The following is a 17,426-nucleotide window of genomic DNA, read 5'->3' as shown; positions in this document are numbered from 1 at the left end:
ATGACCGCCGGGCCGCCAGTTCGGCGTGCCCGGCAGGCGGCGCCGCCTCCCGGCCGGGCCGCGGTTCAGATCTCGACCTTGTAGGTCAGCTTGATCTCGTCGCCGCACTCGCCCATCAGGCCCCAGGCGTGGCGGGGCTGCTCGGAGATGATGACGTCGACGTCGCGCGGCGCGAGGCCCGTGGCCGCCGGCACCCGCTGGTAGATCTCGCGCACCAGCGTCTTCAGCACGTCCTTGGAGCGGCCCTGGAAGGTTTCGATCTCGATGATCGTATAGCGTTCCGAGCGCTCGTGCTTGGGGTAGATGAAATCCGCCGCGTCCATCGGGAAGAAGCGCTGCAGGCGCCGCTCGGCCGGGAAGGAGAACGCGACCGAGATCGATTCGTTGACCGCGTCGGAGAGAGCATCGCGGATCGGCACGAGATGCTCGCGGATTCCATAGATCTTGGCTTGAGGCATGGTGTTGTCTCTTCAAAAGGCGACCGCGGTCGCGATGCTGGTCGAAAAGGGGCGCGCGGCCGGTCCTCGCAGGCCAGCCGCGCTCGAGGTCGTCAGTGGCCGGCGAACGCCTTGCAGGCGCGGTCCGCCGCGGCGAAGGTATCCGCAAGGTCGCGCTCGTCGTGCCGGATCGAGATGAAGCGCCGGTTGTTCGGCAGCACGAACAGCCCCTGCTTGATCATCTCGGCCTCGAACCGGGCGAGCTTGCCGGTATCGGTCGCGACGATGTCGCGCCAGTTCTGCGGCACCTTGTCGGTGAAGAGCATGTGCCACATCGGCCCCTCGCCGAAGACGAGAAGGCCCATCCGGTTGTCGTCGAAGACCTTCTGCAAGCCGGCGCGCAGCTTGTCGGCCATCGCGAAAACCCGGTCGTAGAGGCCGGGCTCCTCCAGGATGTCCATGGTCGCGAGCGCGGCCGCGCATCCGAGCGGATGGCCCTGGAGCGTCCCGTTCTGATAGACGTAGCCCGGCTTGCCCTTGTTGCTCGGATTGGCCTGGTCGAGGATATCGGCACGGCCGGCGACGGCCCCGACCGGAAGCCCGCCGCCGATGATCTTGCCGTAGGTGGCGAGATCGGGCGTGATGTCGAAATAGGCCTGCGCGCCGCCCAGCCCGTAACGGAAGCCGGTGACGACCTCGTCGAGGATCATGACGATGCCGTGCTTGCGGGTCAGGTCCCGGACGGCCTGCAGGAAGCCCGGCTTCGGCGAGATGATCCGCTGGATCGGCTCGATGATGACGGCCGCGATGTCATGGCCGTGCTCGGCCAGGATCGAGGCGAGCGTTTCCTCGTCGTTGAACGGCGCGACGAGCATGAGATCCTGCACGACCTCGGGGATGCCGGCGGTGTCGGGCAGGGGATTGGGGAAGTTGTTGAGCGTCTTCGGCGCGGTCGAAAGCTGCGCGTAATCGTGGACGCCGTGATAGGCGCCCTCGAACTTCAGGACCTTGGACCGGCCGGTGAAGGCACGCGACAGCCGGATCGCGTGGAAGGTCGAATCGGAGCCGGCGGTCGTGAAGCGGATGCGTTCGGCGCAGCGGATATGCGGCGTGACCCGCGCCGCGAGCTCGATCGCCTGCTCGTTGAGATAGGCGAAGAAATGCGTGCCGCGCTTGACCTGCTCGGTGACGGCTTCCTGGATGCGCGGATGCGCGTGGCCGACGAACATCGTGCCCGAGCCGAGCACATAGTCGATGTACTCGTTGCCGGACGCGTCCCAGAAGCGCGATCCGTCACCGCGGGCGAACACGAACTTCGCATCGCCGGGCAAGGCGTTGCCCCCGAGCGCCCCGCCGGGAAGCAGGCGCTCGGCCGTGGCGAATTCTCCCCGCTCGCGCTCGCTGAGGCGCCCGTGGCGCCCGATCGACGGAACGGCATCGGCTGACGTTGAGGCGGTAAGCATGGATATGATCCTTGACGATGGGCGGCGCGAAGTCGCGGCGCGTCCAAAAAAATATTGGTACACATTACGGATTGTCAACTATCATTGATAACAAAGGAAATTTTTGCTTCAGAGTACAAAAAATTTGAGATTGACGGGCTTTGGGCAGCCTTCCAGTTCCGGCATATCCGGGCTATCCATGGCGCGGCCAAGCCGGCGGTCGACCGGCTCGCCCGTGACCGGATAGCTGTAATTTTGCCGATTTTCATTGGCTTTTGGCGCTTCAGCGGGCCCGGTTCGGTGTCGCGCCCAGGGGCAGCTTCCCGGAGGCGAGCATCGCGGCAGCAGTATCATATCCGTAGTTTTGTATCCGAAATCAAAAAAAGCGGTTATATCACAAATGGGATTGACAGAATTTTATGTGTACGAATAGGCTCCACCCACCTGCTGCGGCGAGGCTGCGTCGTCGCGGGGCCCGGCGGCTCGCGAAGATGAGAACACGCCGCGTGACGGGTAGGGATCAAGCCGGCCGGATCGCGTTCCGGCGGTCTCGGAGAGAGGGCGACCCGCGGTCGCGGAAGGAACTGGCGCAATGGCAGAAGCTGAAACGACGATCGTCAGACGCACCGATGTCGCCACCAGCGCCGTCATTCGCGAGGCTTTGAATTCCGTCGTGCGCGAGATGCGGCGGGCGATGGTGCAATCCTCGTACAGCTCGATCATCTACGAGGGCTACGACTTCTCCTGCGTCCTGATCGACGGGCAGGGACGGCTCGTGGCGGAGTCCGGCGAGGACCATCCCTTCCACATCATCCCGGTCGCCGGCGCGGTGCAGGGCGCGCTCGCCATTCATGGCGCGATCGCGGAGAACGATATCCTGCTGCACAACGACCCCTATACGGGCGGAACGCATCTCAACGACGTCGCCGTGATCTGGCCTGTCCACCAGGATGGGGCGGCGCTGTTCTACGTCGTCATCCGCTCCCATTGGGGCGACATCGGTGGCATGACCCCCGGCTCGCTCAACGGTGCGGCGACGGACATCCTGCAGGAAGGGCTGCGCCTGAACTTCCTGAAGATCGATAAATCGGGCAAGTCGGAGATGCTGCGCATGATCTTCGACAACGTCCGCGCCACCGCCGAGGCTGCGTCCGACTTCCAGGCCGTGCTCGGCATCTGCCGGGTGGCGGAGCGGCGCCTGCGGGACCTCGCCGGCAAATACGGGACCGCGACGCTGCGCGACGCGCTCGAGGACATCCTGGACGGCGCGGAGCGCCGGATGCGGGACGCGGTGCGCCGCTTGCCGAAGGGGACCTTCCGGCACATCGGCTACATCGACGGCAACGCGTCCACGCCCCATCCGCTCGAGGTGCATGTCAAGCTGACCATCGCCGACGACCATGTCGAGGCGGATTTCACGGGCACGTCCGCCCAGGTCGCGGCGCCGCTCAATGCGGGGCCGGCGATCGCGCCGACATCGGTCATGACCGTCCTGAAGTCCTTCCTCGACCCTACCGGCCCGATCAATTCAGGCACATTGCGGGTGATTTCCGTCGTCGTTCCGCCCGGCACGATCGTCAATGCCGCCAGGCCCGCTCCCTGCGGCGGCCTCAACGAGGTCCGCTTCGGTTGCGACGCCGCGGTGATGGGCGCGCTCGGCCAGGCCGTTCCGGGCCGGATGACGGGCGATGTGCGCGGCACCTCCAACCACACCTATATCGGCGGGCACGATTTCATCTTCTACGAATACCCCTCGGGAGGCACCGGCGCCTGGTCCGAGCATGACGGCAACGTCGCCGTGCGCGCCTTCAACGAGGGCGAGAACGTCTCGATCCAGTCGACCGAGGTCGTCGAGCGCGTGTTCCCGCTGCGCGTCGTCAGGCAGGAAATCCGCCAGGACAGCGGCGGGCCCGGCCGGCACCGCGGCGGCTGCGGGCTCGTCCGCGAGATCGAGGTCATGACCGACCAGGCGAAGCTCTCCGTCCTGTCGGATCGCAACATCATCCCGCCCGCCGGCGTCAGCGGCGGCGAGTCCGGCGCGCCGAACCGCTACAGCGTGCGGCGCGACGGAAAAACCGTCGAGCCCAGCGACTTCCCCGGAAAGATCGCCAATTTCCCGCTGCGCCCCGGCGATGTCGTCGTCATGGAGAGCTCGGGTGGCGGCGGCTTCGGCAAGCCCACCGAGCGCCCGCCCGAGCGGTTGCGCGACGATCTCGCCGACGGCTATGTCACCGCGGCGACGCGCGATCGCTACGAGGTGGCGGCGCCGATGGCCGAGGCCTGCGTGTCGGCGGCGGTCGCGAGCGGCCAGTGCCGCATCGCCCGGGGGCTCGCCAGCGCGTCCGGCATCGGCCCCGGCGATCTGATCGAGCTCATCGCGACACAAGGGCCGGCCCGCCGCTACTGGGTCGCCGCGATCGACGACACGCTGGACGACGGATGGGTGTCGGTCGGCCCGGACGGCCGCGCGGGCCCGCAATCCCTTCGACGCCTTACGCCTGCACGGGTGCCTGCATGACCGTCCAATCCAGCGCCGCGCCGATCTATGTCGGCATCGATGTCGGCGGCACCTTCACGGACCTGACGATCTACACGCCATCTTCCGGGCAGACGCGCGCGGTGAAGGTGCCTTCCAACCGCGCCAGGCCGGACGAGGCCGTCCTCGCCGGGCTGGAGAAGGCGGAGGTCGCGGGCGAGGCCGTCAAGCTCATCGTTCACGGCACGACCGTGGCAACCAACGCGCTGCTGGAGCGGCGTGGCGCCCAGGCCGCTTTCGTGACGACCGAGGGCTTTCGCGACGTCCTCGAGCTCGGCCGCACGACGCGGCTGGTACCGAACAGCCTCTACGATCCCTTCTTCGAGCGCCCGCAGCCCCTGATCCGCCGGCGTAACCGGCGAACGGTCCGCGAGCGCATCGAGGCGGACGGGCGGGTCTCGGCTCCGCTCGACGAGGCTGCGCTCGACGCGCTCGGCGCCGCGCTCGCCGCCGAGGGCAACGAGGCGGTGGTCGTCGGCTTCGTCAACAGCTACCTGAACCCGGAGCACGAGCGCCGCGCCGGGGAAATCCTCAGCCATCACTTCCCGCATGTGACGATCTCGACGGGAATCGTGAACGAGATCCGCGAGTTCGAGCGTTTCTCGGCCGCCGCGATCAACGGCTATGTGATGCCGGTGATGGCGAGCTATATCGGCCGGCTGACCGGCGCGGTCCGGGAGAGATATCCGGCCTCGGGCTTCTATACCGTCGCCTCCCATGGCGGGCTGCTCTCCACCGCCTCGGCCACGACCCAGCCCGTGAAGACCGTGCTGTCGGGACCGGCCGCGGGCATCGCGGCGACGGTGCATCTCGCCCGCACGATCGATACGCCCAATCTCATCACCTACGACATGGGCGGGACCTCGACCGATGTGGCGCTGGTCGCGGATGCGGCGTTTCCGCTCAAGCGCGAGACGCTCCTCGACGGGCTGATCATCCGGCTGCCGCAGCTCGACATCCATACGGTCGGGGCCGGCGGCGGCTCGATCGCCTCCGTCGACGCCGGCGGCAGCCTGCTGGTCGGGCCGGAAAGCGCGGGCGCGGTGCCGGGGCCGGCGGCCTATGGCAAGGGCGGCACCCGCGCGACGGTGACCGACGCGAACGTGGTGCTGCGGCGGCTCGGCGCTTCGCAGGAGATGGGGCGCTCCCTGCGGATCGATGCCGAGAAGGCCGAGGCCGTCGTCCGGCCGATCGCCGAGGCGCTGGGAATCGGCACGGTCGAGGCTGCCGAGGCGATCCTGCGGCTGGCCGTCGCCAAGATGGCGGCGGCGGTCCACGAGATCTCGGTGGCGCGCGGCTTCGATCCCCGCGAGTTCTCGCTGCTCGCCTATGGCGGCGCCGGTCCTCTGCATGCCGCATTGGTGGCGCAGGAGGTTGGCATTCCCAGCGTGATCGTGCCGCCGGCGCCCGGCGCGTTTTCAGCCTTCGGGGCGCTCTGCTCGGCTCTGGCCAAGGACCGCTCGATCACGCTGCTGGGCCCGCTGGACGATGGCAGGCTCACGGAGATCCGCAGGCATTTCAAGGCCATGGCGGTCGCGATCGCGGAGGAGTTCACCGCCGAAGGCGCCGATGTCGGTGCTATCGCTCATGAGTATCAGTTCGATCTGCGCTATAACGGGCAGGCGCATGAGCTGACCGTTTCCTGCGAAGCCGGCGCGGACGCGTCTTCGATCGTCGCCGCGTTCGAGGCCGCCTTCGAGCGCCAGTTCGGTCGCAGGGACAGCGAACGGGGCGTGCAGGTGGTGAACATCCGCCTCATCGGGCGCATTCCGATCGAGACGCCGAGCTGGAAGGTGGCCGGCGGCGGCGGTGGCAAGGCTTCGTCCCGGCAGGTCGCCGTCGATGGCCGGTTCGTCGCATGCCCCGTCTGGCAGCGGGACGAACTCGACGGCGCCGAGGCGGTGAACGGCCCCGCGGTGATCGAGGAAATGTCGGCCACGACCTATGTGCCGCCGGGCTGGCAGGCGCGTGTCGGCGCGATCGGGCAGCTGACGCTGACGCGGCTCCAGGAGAACGCCGCCGCGCGATAATCGCTCAACGACGATGCAACAACGAGAGGGGACAACAATGAATCCGAAGATAGAAAGACGCACGTTTCTGGTCGGCGGTGTCGCGACCGCCTCGCTGGGGCTCTCCGGCGCGCTTTCGGGCGCCGATGCGCAGGCCGAGAAGGTCCTGCGCATCGCTATGACGGCCAGCGACATTCCGCTGACGGCGGGCGGGCCGGACAACGGCTTCGAAGGGTTTCGCTTCACCGGCTACACGATCTACGACGCGCTGATCAACTGGGACCTGCGCCCCTCCGACAAGCCGGCGGCGCTGGCGCCGGGGCTTGCGACATCCTGGACCGCCGATCCGGCGGACCGCAAGCGCTGGACGCTGAAGCTGCGCCAGGGCGTCAAGTTCCATGACGGCTCAACCTTCGACGCCGACGCCGTGATCTGGAACATCGTCAAGCTCTTCGACGACAAGGCGCCCCATTACGACCAGCGCGCCTCCGCCCAGATCAAGAGCCGGGTCGGCTCGCTGGCGTCCTGGAAGAAGATCGACGACAGCACGGTCGAGCTCACCACCCGGTCGGAAGACGCATTCTTCCCCTACCAGCTGACGTTCCTGCTGATCTCCAGCCCGGCCCAGTTCGAGAAGCTCGGCCGCGACTGGCAGGCTTTCGCCGCGCAGCCCTCCGGAACCGGGCCGTTCAAGCTGGAGCGCCTCCAGCAACGCGAGCGCGCCGAGCTGGTGGCGAACCGCGAGTATTGGGATGCGGCGCGGCGGCCGAAGGTGGATCGCATCATCCTGCGCCCGATCCCCGAGGCCTCCGCCCGCACCGCGGCCCTGCTCGCCGGGCAGGTCGACTGGATCGAGGCCGTCGCGCCGGACCAGGCGGCGCAGATCGCCGCATCGGGCGCGCGGGTCGAGACCAACGACTATCCCCATGGCTGGAACTACATGCTGAGCTACCAGCCGGATTCGCCCTTCAAGGACATTCGCGTCCGCAAGGCGATCAATCTCGCGATCGACCGCGAGGGCCTGAAGCAGGTGCTCAACGGCTTCATGAAGCCGGCCGTCGGGATGGTGCAGCCGAACGATCCCTGGTTCGGCAAGCCCGGCTTCAAGATCACGCATGATCCGGCCCAGGCCAGGAAGCTCCTGGCCGAGGCCGGTTACGGGCCGACCAATCCGCTGACGTTCCGCGTCATCGTCTCGACGAGCGGCTCGGGGCAGATGCAGCCCCTGCTGATGAACGAGTTCATCCAGCAGAACCTCGCCGATGTCGGGGTGAAGCTGGAGCTGGAGGTGATGGAGTGGGGCACCCTGCTCGCCCGCTGGCGGGCGGGCGCGATCTCGCCGCAGAACAAGGGGCTGCCGGCCCTGAACGTCAGCGCCGGCCTGTTCGATCCGTTCAGCGCCTTCGTCCGCTATTTCGACAGCGTCTACGCCGCTCCGAACGGCTTCAACTGGGGCGGCTGGTCCAACCCCGACTACGACGCGCTCATCGGCAAGGCGAGGACGACCTTCGACATCGCCGAGCAGAACCGGCTTCTGGGCGAAATCCATAGCCGCGCCGTCGACGATGCGCTGTTCGTCTGGATCGCGCACGACGTCAATCCGCGTGGATTGTCCAAACGCGTGAAGCCCTTCGTGCCCGCCAACAGCTGGTACGTCGACCTCACCGCGATCGAACTGTCCTGAGGGGACGGCCCGCGGCAGGACCGTGCGCCCGCGCGAGGCGCCGGACCTGCCTGGGCCGATGCGGTCATGCTGCTATTCATCGTGAAGCGGGTGCTGGCCGTCATGCCCGTGGTGCTCGGGGTCAGCGTAATCTGCTTTCTGCTCGTCCATATCGCGCCCGGCGATCCGCTCAGCGCCGTCCTGCCGCTCGACGCATCGCAGCAGATGGCGAGCGAGATGAGCGCGCTCTACGGCTTCGATCAGCCGCTCGTGGTCCAGTATGGCCGCTGGCTGCTGAGGGCCTTGCAGGGCGATCTCGGCGTCTCGATCGCCACCGGCCGGCCGGTGCTGGCGGAGGTCGGCGCGGCCGTCGTCAACAGCATGATCCTGGCTTCGGCGGCCACGCTGATCGGCTTCACCCTCGGCTGCGTGTTCGGCTTCATCGGCGGCTATCACCGGGGCACCGTCTTCGACCGCCTGTCCTCGATCGCTTCCGTGCTGGGCGTCAGCGTGCCGAACTACTGGCTCGGCATGGTGCTGGTCATCGTCTTCTCGGCGCTGCTCGGCTGGCTGCCGCCGACCGGGGCAGGCCCCGACGGCGGCGCGACATGGCGGCCCGATTTCGAGCATCTCAAATATCTGCTGATGCCGGCGCTGACGATGGCCGCGATCCCGATGGGCATCGTCGCACGCACGGTGCGCGCGCTGGTCGGCGACATCCTCTCCCAGGATTTCGTCATGGCGCTGCGCGCAAAGGGCATGCGCGAAACGGCGGTGCTGGCGCATGTGATCAAGAATGCCGCCCCCACCGCGCTGGCGGTGATGGGCATCCAGTTCGGCTATCTGCTCGGCGGCTCGATCCTGATCGAGACGGTGTTCGCCTGGCCCGGCAGCGGGCTTCTGCTCAACACCTCGATCTTCCAGCGCGACCTGCCCCTGCTGCAAGGCTCGATCCTCGTGCTCGCGCTGTTCTTCGTGTTCCTGAACCTGATCGTCGACGTGGTCCAGACCCTGATCGACCCGCGCATCAGGAGGTTTTGATGGACGCGACGCACGGCATCGAAGCCCCGCAGGCTCTGCCACAGGCGCTCCCGGCCTCCGGCTACTGGCGCGGTGTCGGCCGGCGGCTCCTGCGCAATCCGACGGCGATGGCGGCGGCGTTCATCCTGCTGGCGATCGTCGTGCTCGCGCTCGCCGCGCCGTGGATCGCGCCGGCGGACCCCTATCGCGGCTCCATGCTGCGGCGCCTTCGTCCCGTCGGCGACGCCGTCTACCTGCTCGGATCGGACGAGCTCGGCCGCGACATGCTGACCAGGCTGCTTTATGGCGGGCGCCTCTCGCTCCTGATCGGCGTCACGCCCGTCGTCTTCGCCTTCGTCATCGGCTCGGTCATCGGCATCGCGGCGGGCTATGTCGGCGGCTGGTTCAATGCCGTCGTCATGCGCATGATCGACGTGCTGTTCGCCTTCCCGTCCGTGCTGCTGGCGGTGGCGCTGTCGGGCGCGCTCGGCGCCGGGATGCTGAACTCGATCGTCGCGCTGACCTGCGTGTTCTTTCCGCAGATCGCGCGCGTCGCCGAGAGCGTCACCACGCAGATCCGCCATCGCGACTACATCGACGCCGCGCGCATGTCCGGCGCCTCCGCGCTCACCATCGTGCGCGTCCAGATCCTCGGCAACGTGCTCGGCCCGATCTTCGTCTACGCGACCAGCCTGCTCAGCGTCTCGATGATCCTGGCTTCGGGGCTGTCGTTCCTGGGCCTTGGGGTGCGTCCGCCCGAGCCGGAATGGGGGCTGATGCTGAACGCGTTGCGCAATTCCCTCTATGTCAATCCGCTGGTCGCGGCCTTGCCCGGCATTGCGATCTTCACCGTCTCGCTGTCGTTCAACATCTTTTCCGACGGGCTGCGCGCCGCCATGGAGGTGAAGGAATGAGCGCCTTACAGCACGCCTCGGCGAGCCCGGCGCCCGCGCTGATGCGTGTCCGCGCGCTGGTGAGGCATTTTCCGGGCAAGCGGCAGATCGGTAAGGAGGCCATGCCGGTCAGGGCGGTGGACGGTGTCGATTTCGATCTGTTCAAGGGCGAGACGCTCGGGATCGTCGGCGAGTCCGGCTGCGGCAAATCGACGACCGCGCGCCTGATCATGGGGCTCGACCGGCCGAACGCGGGCTCGATCGATTTCGAGGGCCGCGTGCTGGGCAGCCCGGAGCTGCCGCTGCGCCGCTATTGGCGCGATGCGCAGATGGTCTTCCAGGACAGCTATTCCTCCCTGAACCCGCGCATGACGATCGAGTCCTCGCTGACCTTCGCCCCGCGCGCGCAGGGGGTGAGCGCCCGCATCGCTACCGAGAAGGCGCATGCGCTGCTGCACCGTGTCGGGCTGGAGCCGTCGCGTTTCGCCGCGCGCTATCCCCATGAGCTCTCGGGCGGCCAGCGCCAGCGGGTCAACATCGCACGCGCGATCATCATCGAGCCGAAGCTCATCGTCCTGGACGAGGCGGTGTCGGCGCTGGACAAGTCGGTCGAAGCGCAGATCCTCAACCTGCTGCTCGACCTGAAGCAGGAATTCGGGCTGACCTATGTCTTCATCAGCCACGACCTCAACGTCGTCCGCTTCATCTGTGACCGGGTTCTGGTGATGTATCTGGGGCGCGTGTGCGAGGCTGGATCGGCCGCGCGCGTGCTGGGCGCCCCCGCCCACCCTTACGCCGAAGCGCTGCTCGCCTCGATGCCGTCGCTCGATCCGCGGCACCGCACGAGCAAGGCCCCGCTCGCCGGCGACCCGCCGAGCCCGATCGCGCCGCCGCCGGGGTGCCGCTTCAACCCCCGCTGCAGCCTGGCCGAGGAGCCGTGCCGGCGCGATGTGCCGCAACTCGAACCGGTGGCGGCCCAGCACGACGTCGCCTGTCTCGCGCGGCAGGCCGGATCGGGCCACTCGCTGGCGCAGGAAAGGGTCGGCGCATGAATGAGGCCTCCACCTCGCCGGCCGTGGCGATCAGCGGGCTGACGGTGACCTTCGCCAGGCGCATCGGCGCGGTGCGGGGCGTCGACCTCACCCTGAACCGCGGCGAGGCCGTGGCGCTGATCGGCGAATCCGGCTCCGGCAAGAGCGTCACGCTGCGCGCGATCATGAGGCTGAACTCCGAACGCGCCGCCGCGACGACAGGCGTGATCGAGGTCTATGGCCGCGACGTCCTGAGGATGTCGAAGCGCGAGCTCTCGGATTTCCGGGGCGGGGAAGTCGCCATGATCTTCCAGGACCCGGCGCTCGCCCTCGATCCGGTCTACACCGTCGGCGAGCAGATCATCGAAGCGATCAGGCGCCACGAGCCGATGAGCCGCGCCAAGGCGCGCCTGCGCGCGCTGGAGATGCTGGAGCGCGTCCGCATTCCCAGCCCGGCCCAGCGCCTCGACGCCTATCCGCACGAGATGTCCGGCGGCATGCGGCAACGCGCGATGATCGCGCTCGCCCTGTCATGCCGGCCACGGGTCCTGCTGGCGGACGAACCGACCACGGCCCTGGATGCCACCGTGCAGATCCAGGTGCTGCTTCTGTTGCGCGATCTTCAGAAGGAACTCGGCCTCGCGACGGTGTTCGTCACCCATGATCTCGGGGCCGCGGTCGAGGTCGCGGATCGGATTGCGGTGATGTATGCCGGGCGCATCGTCGAACGTGGCACCGCCGAAGAGGTCATCCTGGCGCCGCGGCACCCCTATACGATCGGATTGCTGCGCAGCCGTGCCGATGGCGCCTTCAACAAGGGCGCGCGCCTGACGGCGATCCCCGGCAGCCCGCCGGACCTGTCGAACACGATCACCGGCTGCGCCTTCGCGCCGCGCTGCTGGCTGGCGGCCGAGCGCTGTCGCCGCGAGCAGCCACCGCCTCTGCCATCCGCCGGGGGGCATGATGCGGCATGCTGGCGCGCCGAGGAGGCGGCCGCGAGCTACCGCGAAACGGCGGATGCCGCCAGCTGAGCGGCGGTCCGGCTGTCGCCTTGTCCCGTGCGGACCGTCGGCACCACGTGCGCCGGGATAAATGGCCGCCGGCGCGGAGCCCTTACAGATTGTACTGTTCGCGGGCGTAGACGCCGAGGCCGACGGCATCGAGCCGGCTTAGCGGAGCCAGGAATGTTACCTGGATGACGCCTGGCGCCCGGCCGATCTCGATCGCGCCGTTCACTGTCGCGCGGTTGCGTATCTCCGGCACGGTCATGCCCAGCAGCTTCGCTGCTCGCTCGAGGCCGTTGTCGATCGCCGCGTTCATGTTGGCCGCGGTGCCGACGACCGAGATGGGTGCCAGCTCCTCCACCGCCTCCATGCCCCAGCTGCGCGCCAGCCGCTCGGCGCGGGCGCGCTCGTCGGACGTGAAGGGGCGCGCAAGCGGCGGAAGATCCTCCGGCAGCGGGAACAACACCGGGCCGTCGATGGGATAATTCTTCACCACCTCGACCTGAAGGGTGACGCTTCCCGCGACGTCCATGGTGTGGCCGGCGATCTCGCCGTCGCCTTGGGCGGCGTGCATGTCGCCCATGTAGACGCCGGCGCCCTTCACCTTCACCGGAGCGACCAGGATCGCGCCCGGGCGTACCGCGTCGATGTCCATGTGACCGTCGGTCTTGTGCATGGCAAGCTGCTCGGCGGTCATGGCGTATGAATGCGGCGCGCCGATGAGGAAGGCTCCGAAGTCGCCGGCATTGTGCGAATCCGGCATCGGGTGTGACGGCGTCGTGCCGAGCTGGCCGAGGAAGGGACGCATGCGCACCATCACGCCGGGCATGTCGGACGGCGCGAAGGCGAGGATCGGATGCTGCACGGATGCGTCGGGCAGGGCCGCGTAGTGATGGGCGTTGCGGGCGATCTTCTCCGCTGCCTCCTTCGGGACGGTGACGCCGACGCGGCGCGTGTCGTCGAAGACGACGGTATAGCCGTGGACGATCTCGAAGGGCTTTACCGCGTTGCCACATTTGTCGCACTTCACCGCGTCCTGGCCGATCCCCTCCAGATGCGTCTCGGGCCAGACCTCGTCGCAGGTGGGACACCGTGCGGCGACGTAGGGGTCGCCGAGGCAGAAGCCCGCCGGCGAGGAATCATGGCCCGAGGCGGTGGCGATCGCCGTCACGGTGATGTCGCGGATGCGCATCGCGATGCCGTCGCCTGGCTCCGCGCCATCGACATAGACCGGCTGGGTGACCTCGTGGCCGCCGCGCAGGCGCGGGGTGATCATCGGCCCCCAGCAGCCGGGGGCGGTGTTGGCGATGATGGTGCCGCCGTTCTCGACCGGCCCCAGCATCGGCGCCGCGGGGTCGAGGACGCTGTTCGTGAAGCCTTGGACGACGACGCTGCGCTGCGGCGCACCGGAGATCGCTGCCTGCTTGTTCATGTCTGGCCTCCCTCCATGATCCTTCGCTGGCCGTCGCTTCCGTGGCGGAATGCTTCTGCCGCCCGCGAGGCACATGATCCGGCAACCGCCGGAGGTTAGGACATCATGCCGTGGGTGACCAGTGCCAGCGGCTGGTTCGCCCCGTGCCGGGCTATGACGAGCCATGCACGAACGCGGTAGCTGTCGTTCACATCCGATCGCGCGCGATTGACAAAAATCCTATGGCTGCGATGTTCTTTCCCTGTTCGCAATGTTCGGGGAGACGCTTCGTGCGGGCGGCGATGGGTGCCGTACGACAGCTGGAACCAGCTGTGCCCATGACGGTACCAAGGCAGATCTGCCTGCCCGATGATCTCCGCCTTGTGGCGCCCAAGCGTTCCAATTGCATGGCATCGCCGCAGCGCTGGAAATCCGGGCTCCCGTCGGCTGAGATTGCTGACCGGGGAGGCGACAATCTCTCAAGCCCGGAGATTGGGCGGAAGCCCCCTGCTTCGCGCCCATTTCGCAGGCTCTGTCCTGTCACGCCCTCATGTCGCCCTCAGGCAGAGGCGCCACGCGTCCCATCTGTCCCGTTTTCCTGAACCGCTCGCATTCTACGCGGTTGCGCCTTCGACGATCTCGTAGCCGATATCGATCGTCACCTTCTCGGCGGGGCGCTCGCGACTTGCGAGCAATTTCTCGACGATGAGCTTGCCGGCAAGGAATCGCTGGGACCGCACGGTCGAAAGCGGCATGGGAAGCGCCTGGCCGATCTCCAATCCGCTGAAGCCGAAAAGGGCAAGTTGCTCCTTGGGCCTGATGCCCTTTTCGAGGCAATAGAAGAAACCGCCGACCGCCATGTCGTCATTGGAAAACACGACCGCGTCGAGGCCGGGGTGCTCGGTCAGGAGCAACGCGAGCAGGTCTCGTCCGGCGGTCGTCGAGGTCGGGACGTCGAAGCGGCGTTCGGCCGGCGGCGGAAGCCCTGAATCCCGCAGCGCCGCGCACAGCCCCTCATAGCGCGCGCGAGCGCGGTCGTCTGCCTCCAGATCATGCCCGACATAGCCGAGCCGGCGATAGCCGCGCTGAAGCAAATGCCGGCCGGAATCGTAGCCGGCCTGCCGGTGCGACATGCCGACGGCGACATCGATGGCCTCGCCGTCGATATCCATCAGTTCGCCGACGCGAAACCGCCCCTTCTCGAGATAGCCGCGTGCTGCCGGCGTGTGATGCAGGCCGACGACGATGATCGCGGCCGGTTGCCATTCCAGGAAGGAGCGGACGATCCGCGCTTCGGCTTCGCGGTCATAGTCCGTCACGCCGATGACCGCCTGAAACGGGGTGCCCGAGAGGGCCGAGTGAATGCCGTTGAGGACTTCCGCGAACACGATGTTCGAGAGCGAGGGAAGCACGACGCTGATCAGGGTCGAGCCGGCGGAGGCGAGGCTTCCGGCCGCGCGATTGGGGATATAGCCAAGCTGCTGGATCGCCGAAAGCACACGCAGCCGGGTCGCCTCCGCGATGGGCTGGCGATTGCGCACGACGCGCGAGGCGGTGATCTCGCTGACATTCGCCAGACGGGCGACGTCGGCGAGCGTCGGCGTGTCGGCCCGCAAAAATGCATTGCGTTTTTCGTTCATGAAGAGCGTCTCGATCCCCGGATTCTAATTATGACAGCGGTAACATATTCCGCTTGATCCGTACTAGCGACTATGGTTCAACTCTTGTGCTAGCGCTGTCACAGAACAAAAGCGCGGCACGGAGGAAGCCTGATGTCGGACTGCGCGATCAGCTTCGCGACCATCGAACCGTCTGCGCAGGGGCGGGCGAGGCCTGCCGCGAAAGGGCCCGCGGCATCCCGCGAGATCCGCCTTGTCTGCGCGCGGATGCGCGTCTCGGCGATGATGCGTTGCTGCCGGTCTTCGCGCATGAAGGCGGTACGGTGAACGTCGCTCCTCAAGCAAGGGCCGCTACCGCAGGCGGGACCGCGAGGTTCGTCGACACCTCCGGCCATGCATGCATCGGCTATGCGGTCGGCCATGGCATCGGCGTCATCACCCTGAACAACCCGCCGGTGAATGCGCTGGCGGTCAATAACGGGATGGTTCAGCGCCTCTATGACGTCTTTGCCGAGGGCAGCCGGGACCCGGAGGTCCAGGCTTTCGCCTTGATCGGGAACGGAGCGAATTTCTGCGGCGGCGCCGAAATCACCGAATTCGGAACGCCCTATGCCGAGGGACAGGCGGATGTGCCGGCGCTCCTTCCGTTCATGGATACGCTGACCAAGCCGATCGTGGCCGGCCTGCATGGCGCCACAATGGGCGGCGGCCTGGAAATCGCACTCGCCTGTCATTACCGCATTGCGCTAGCCGGCACACGCCTGGCTCTGCCCGAGGTGAAGCTCGGCATCCTGCCGGGGGCCGGCGGGGCGCCCCGCGTCACCCGTCTCATCGGTGTCGAACGTGCGCTTGACTTCCTGGCGTTCGGCGAGCCGGTTTCCGCTGAAGAAGTCTTGGCTATCGGTCTCGTCGACGAGGTCGCGGCCGATGACATTCGCAACGCGACGCTCGCTTATGCGCGCCGGCTGATCGAGGCGGGGACGGGCATCCGGCGCACCAGCGAGATCGCGGTCGCTTTCGAGCGCCAGGCGGTCGATGTCTTCGCCTCGGCGCGCCGTCGCGTCGCCAAGGCCACGCAGTATAGCCCGGCTCCGCTTGCGCTGGTGGATTGCGTCGAGGCGACGGCGGTCCTGCCCTTTGCGGAGAGCGTGAAATTCGAAGCGAGGGTGTTCGATTTTCTGGTCACGACGCCGGCGTCGCGCGCCCTGCGGCGCATCTTCTTCGCCGAGCGCAAGGCGGCGCGGCCGCCGCAGTTCGCCGGAAACGCCAAACCCGCGAGAATCAGCCGGGTCGCCATCGCAGGCGCGGATTCGTCGGCCGCCGATCTCGCGGCGAGCTTCGCAGCCGCCGGCGTCGCGACGCTCATCTTCGACGAGGACGCGACCCGTCTGGAGCAATGCCTCGCGGTCATCCGCGAGAGCCATGCCGCCGCATTGGCTTCGGGCGCGCTGTCGCCGTCGACGGTCGATCAGTGCATGGCGCTCATCCGCACGAATACCTCGCCGGAAACGCTTGCGGAAGCGGGCCTCGTCATTGCGTCGGTCCCCGGCGACATGGCCTCGGCGGTCGAGACCTTCCGGATGTTGGACCGGGTTATGAAGCCGGATGCCCTTCTCGCCGCCAATACGGCCTCGCTCGATATCGGCGCGCTTGCGGCCGCGACCGCGAGGCCGCAGGCGGTCGTCGCGATGCGCTTTTCAGGGTCTGGCCGCGAGGCGAAGCTGGCCGAGATTTCGGCAGGCGAGACCTGCGTCCCTGAAACGCTGCTGACCGCCGCGGCTTTCTGCAAGCGCGTCGGCAAGGCGCCAGTGATGGTCGGAACGGGCCACGGCCTGATCGGCGAGCGCATGGCGGATGCCTTTCGGCAGGAAGCTTTTCGGCTCGCAGAGGAAGGCGCAGACCCGCAGCGCATCGACGAAGCGATGCGGGATTTCGGCTTCCCGGCGGGGCCGTTCGAAAAGGCGGGCTCCAGCGGGACCGACACCGGCCGGCCAAGATCGCACGAAGCCGTCGGCGCGCGCCGCGCCCCGTCCGGCCCGGAGATCGTCGAGCGGCTGATCTACAGGCTGATCAACGAGGGCTCCCGTCTTCTCGAAAGCGGCGTCGCGCGGCAGGCGAGCGACATCGATGTCGTTCAGGTGCTGGGCTATGGCTTTCCGCGCCATCGCGGCGGCCCGATGTGTCTGGCCGAGGAGGTGGGGCTCGCGCGGGTCCTGGCCAGCATAAGAGAGTTCCACCGCGATCACGGCGAGGCCTGGGCGCCGGCGCCGCTCCTGGTCGAGCGAGCCCTGTCAGGGGGCGGCTTCGATGCGTGAACCGATCGCGCTTCACCCATTTTCCCGCACCGCTGCCCCTGCGCAT

General features: G+C 67.7%; 12 protein-coding genes. 8 read left to right on the top strand and 4 right to left on the bottom strand.

The annotated features are described in order from the left end of the window. Positions 1-65: 65 nt before the first annotated feature. Both M9917_RS00725 and M9917_RS00720 read right to left on the bottom strand, forming a co-directional pair. Positions 66-458, bottom strand: coding sequence for a tautomerase family protein (locus tag M9917_RS00725; protein WP_297250361.1), 393 nt, complete (start codon positions 456-458; stop codon positions 66-68). Positions 459-550: 92 nt separating this feature from the next. Next, positions 551-1,900 (bottom strand): aspartate aminotransferase family protein, encoded by a 1,350-nt coding sequence (locus M9917_RS00720; protein WP_297250359.1) that lies wholly within the window; start codon positions 1,898-1,900, stop codon positions 551-553. 571 nt (positions 1,901-2,471) lie between these two features. Here M9917_RS00720 and M9917_RS00715 point away from each other — a divergent pair. The 7 genes from M9917_RS00715 (at position 2,472) to M9917_RS00685 (ending at position 12,062) form a co-directional block, all read left to right on the top strand. Continuing rightward, positions 2,472-4,397 (top strand): hydantoinase B/oxoprolinase family protein, encoded by a 1,926-nt coding sequence (locus M9917_RS00715; protein WP_297250357.1) that lies wholly within the window; start codon positions 2,472-2,474, stop codon positions 4,395-4,397. Further along, positions 4,394-6,445 (top strand): hydantoinase/oxoprolinase family protein, encoded by a 2,052-nt coding sequence (locus tag M9917_RS00710; protein WP_297250355.1) that lies wholly within the window; start codon positions 4,394-4,396, stop codon positions 6,443-6,445. The genes M9917_RS00715 and M9917_RS00710 overlap by 4 nt, the downstream gene beginning before the upstream one ends. Before the next feature lie 37 nt (positions 6,446-6,482). Beyond that, on the top strand, positions 6,483-8,108 hold the full coding sequence (locus M9917_RS00705) for an ABC transporter substrate-binding protein (RefSeq protein WP_297250353.1): 1,626 nt from the start codon (positions 6,483-6,485) through the stop codon (positions 8,106-8,108). A gap of 66 nt (positions 8,109-8,174) precedes the next feature. Further along, positions 8,175-9,128, top strand: a complete 954-nt coding sequence (locus M9917_RS00700) for an ABC transporter permease (RefSeq protein WP_297250351.1) — start codon at positions 8,175-8,177, stop codon at positions 9,126-9,128. Then, a complete protein-coding gene (locus M9917_RS00695) occupies positions 9,128-10,021 on the top strand; it encodes an ABC transporter permease (RefSeq protein ID WP_297250349.1) in 894 nt (297 codons plus the stop codon). The genes M9917_RS00700 and M9917_RS00695 overlap by 1 nt, the downstream gene beginning before the upstream one ends. After that, the gene (locus M9917_RS00690) at positions 10,018-11,052 is read left to right on the top strand and encodes an ABC transporter ATP-binding protein (RefSeq protein WP_297250347.1); all 1,035 of its coding nucleotides are present in this window, start codon (positions 10,018-10,020) and stop codon (positions 11,050-11,052) included. Before M9917_RS00695 ends, M9917_RS00690 begins: the two co-directional genes overlap by 4 nt. After that, complete coding sequence (locus M9917_RS00685) at positions 11,049-12,062, top strand: ABC transporter ATP-binding protein (RefSeq protein ID WP_297250345.1); 1,014 nt, start codon at positions 11,049-11,051, stop codon at positions 12,060-12,062. Before M9917_RS00690 ends, M9917_RS00685 begins: the two co-directional genes overlap by 4 nt. Positions 12,063-12,144: 82 nt before the next feature. On the opposite strand, the gene M9917_RS00680 is transcribed toward M9917_RS00685, so the two are convergent. Further along, positions 12,145-13,467 (bottom strand): acetamidase/formamidase family protein, encoded by a 1,323-nt coding sequence (locus tag M9917_RS00680; RefSeq protein WP_297250343.1) that lies wholly within the window; start codon positions 13,465-13,467, stop codon positions 12,145-12,147. A gap of 593 nt (positions 13,468-14,060) precedes the next feature. After that, entirely contained in the window at positions 14,061-15,086 is a 1,026-nt protein-coding gene (locus M9917_RS00675; protein ID WP_297250341.1) for a LacI family DNA-binding transcriptional regulator, read from the bottom strand. Between the two features lie 302 nt (positions 15,087-15,388). Here M9917_RS00675 and M9917_RS00670 point away from each other — a divergent pair, with 302 nt between their 5' ends. Then, complete coding sequence (locus M9917_RS00670; protein ID WP_297250339.1) at positions 15,389-17,380, top strand: enoyl-CoA hydratase-related protein; 1,992 nt, start codon at positions 15,389-15,391, stop codon at positions 17,378-17,380. Positions 17,381-17,426 lie beyond the last annotated feature (46 nt).

The sequence above is a fragment of the Bosea sp. (in: a-proteobacteria) genome, from assembly GCF_023953965.1.
Taxonomy (GTDB): Bacteria; Pseudomonadota; Alphaproteobacteria; order Rhizobiales; family Beijerinckiaceae; genus Allobosea.
Note: the sequence above shows the minus strand (reverse complement) of the source record. Positions and strands in the feature narration are given on the sequence as shown.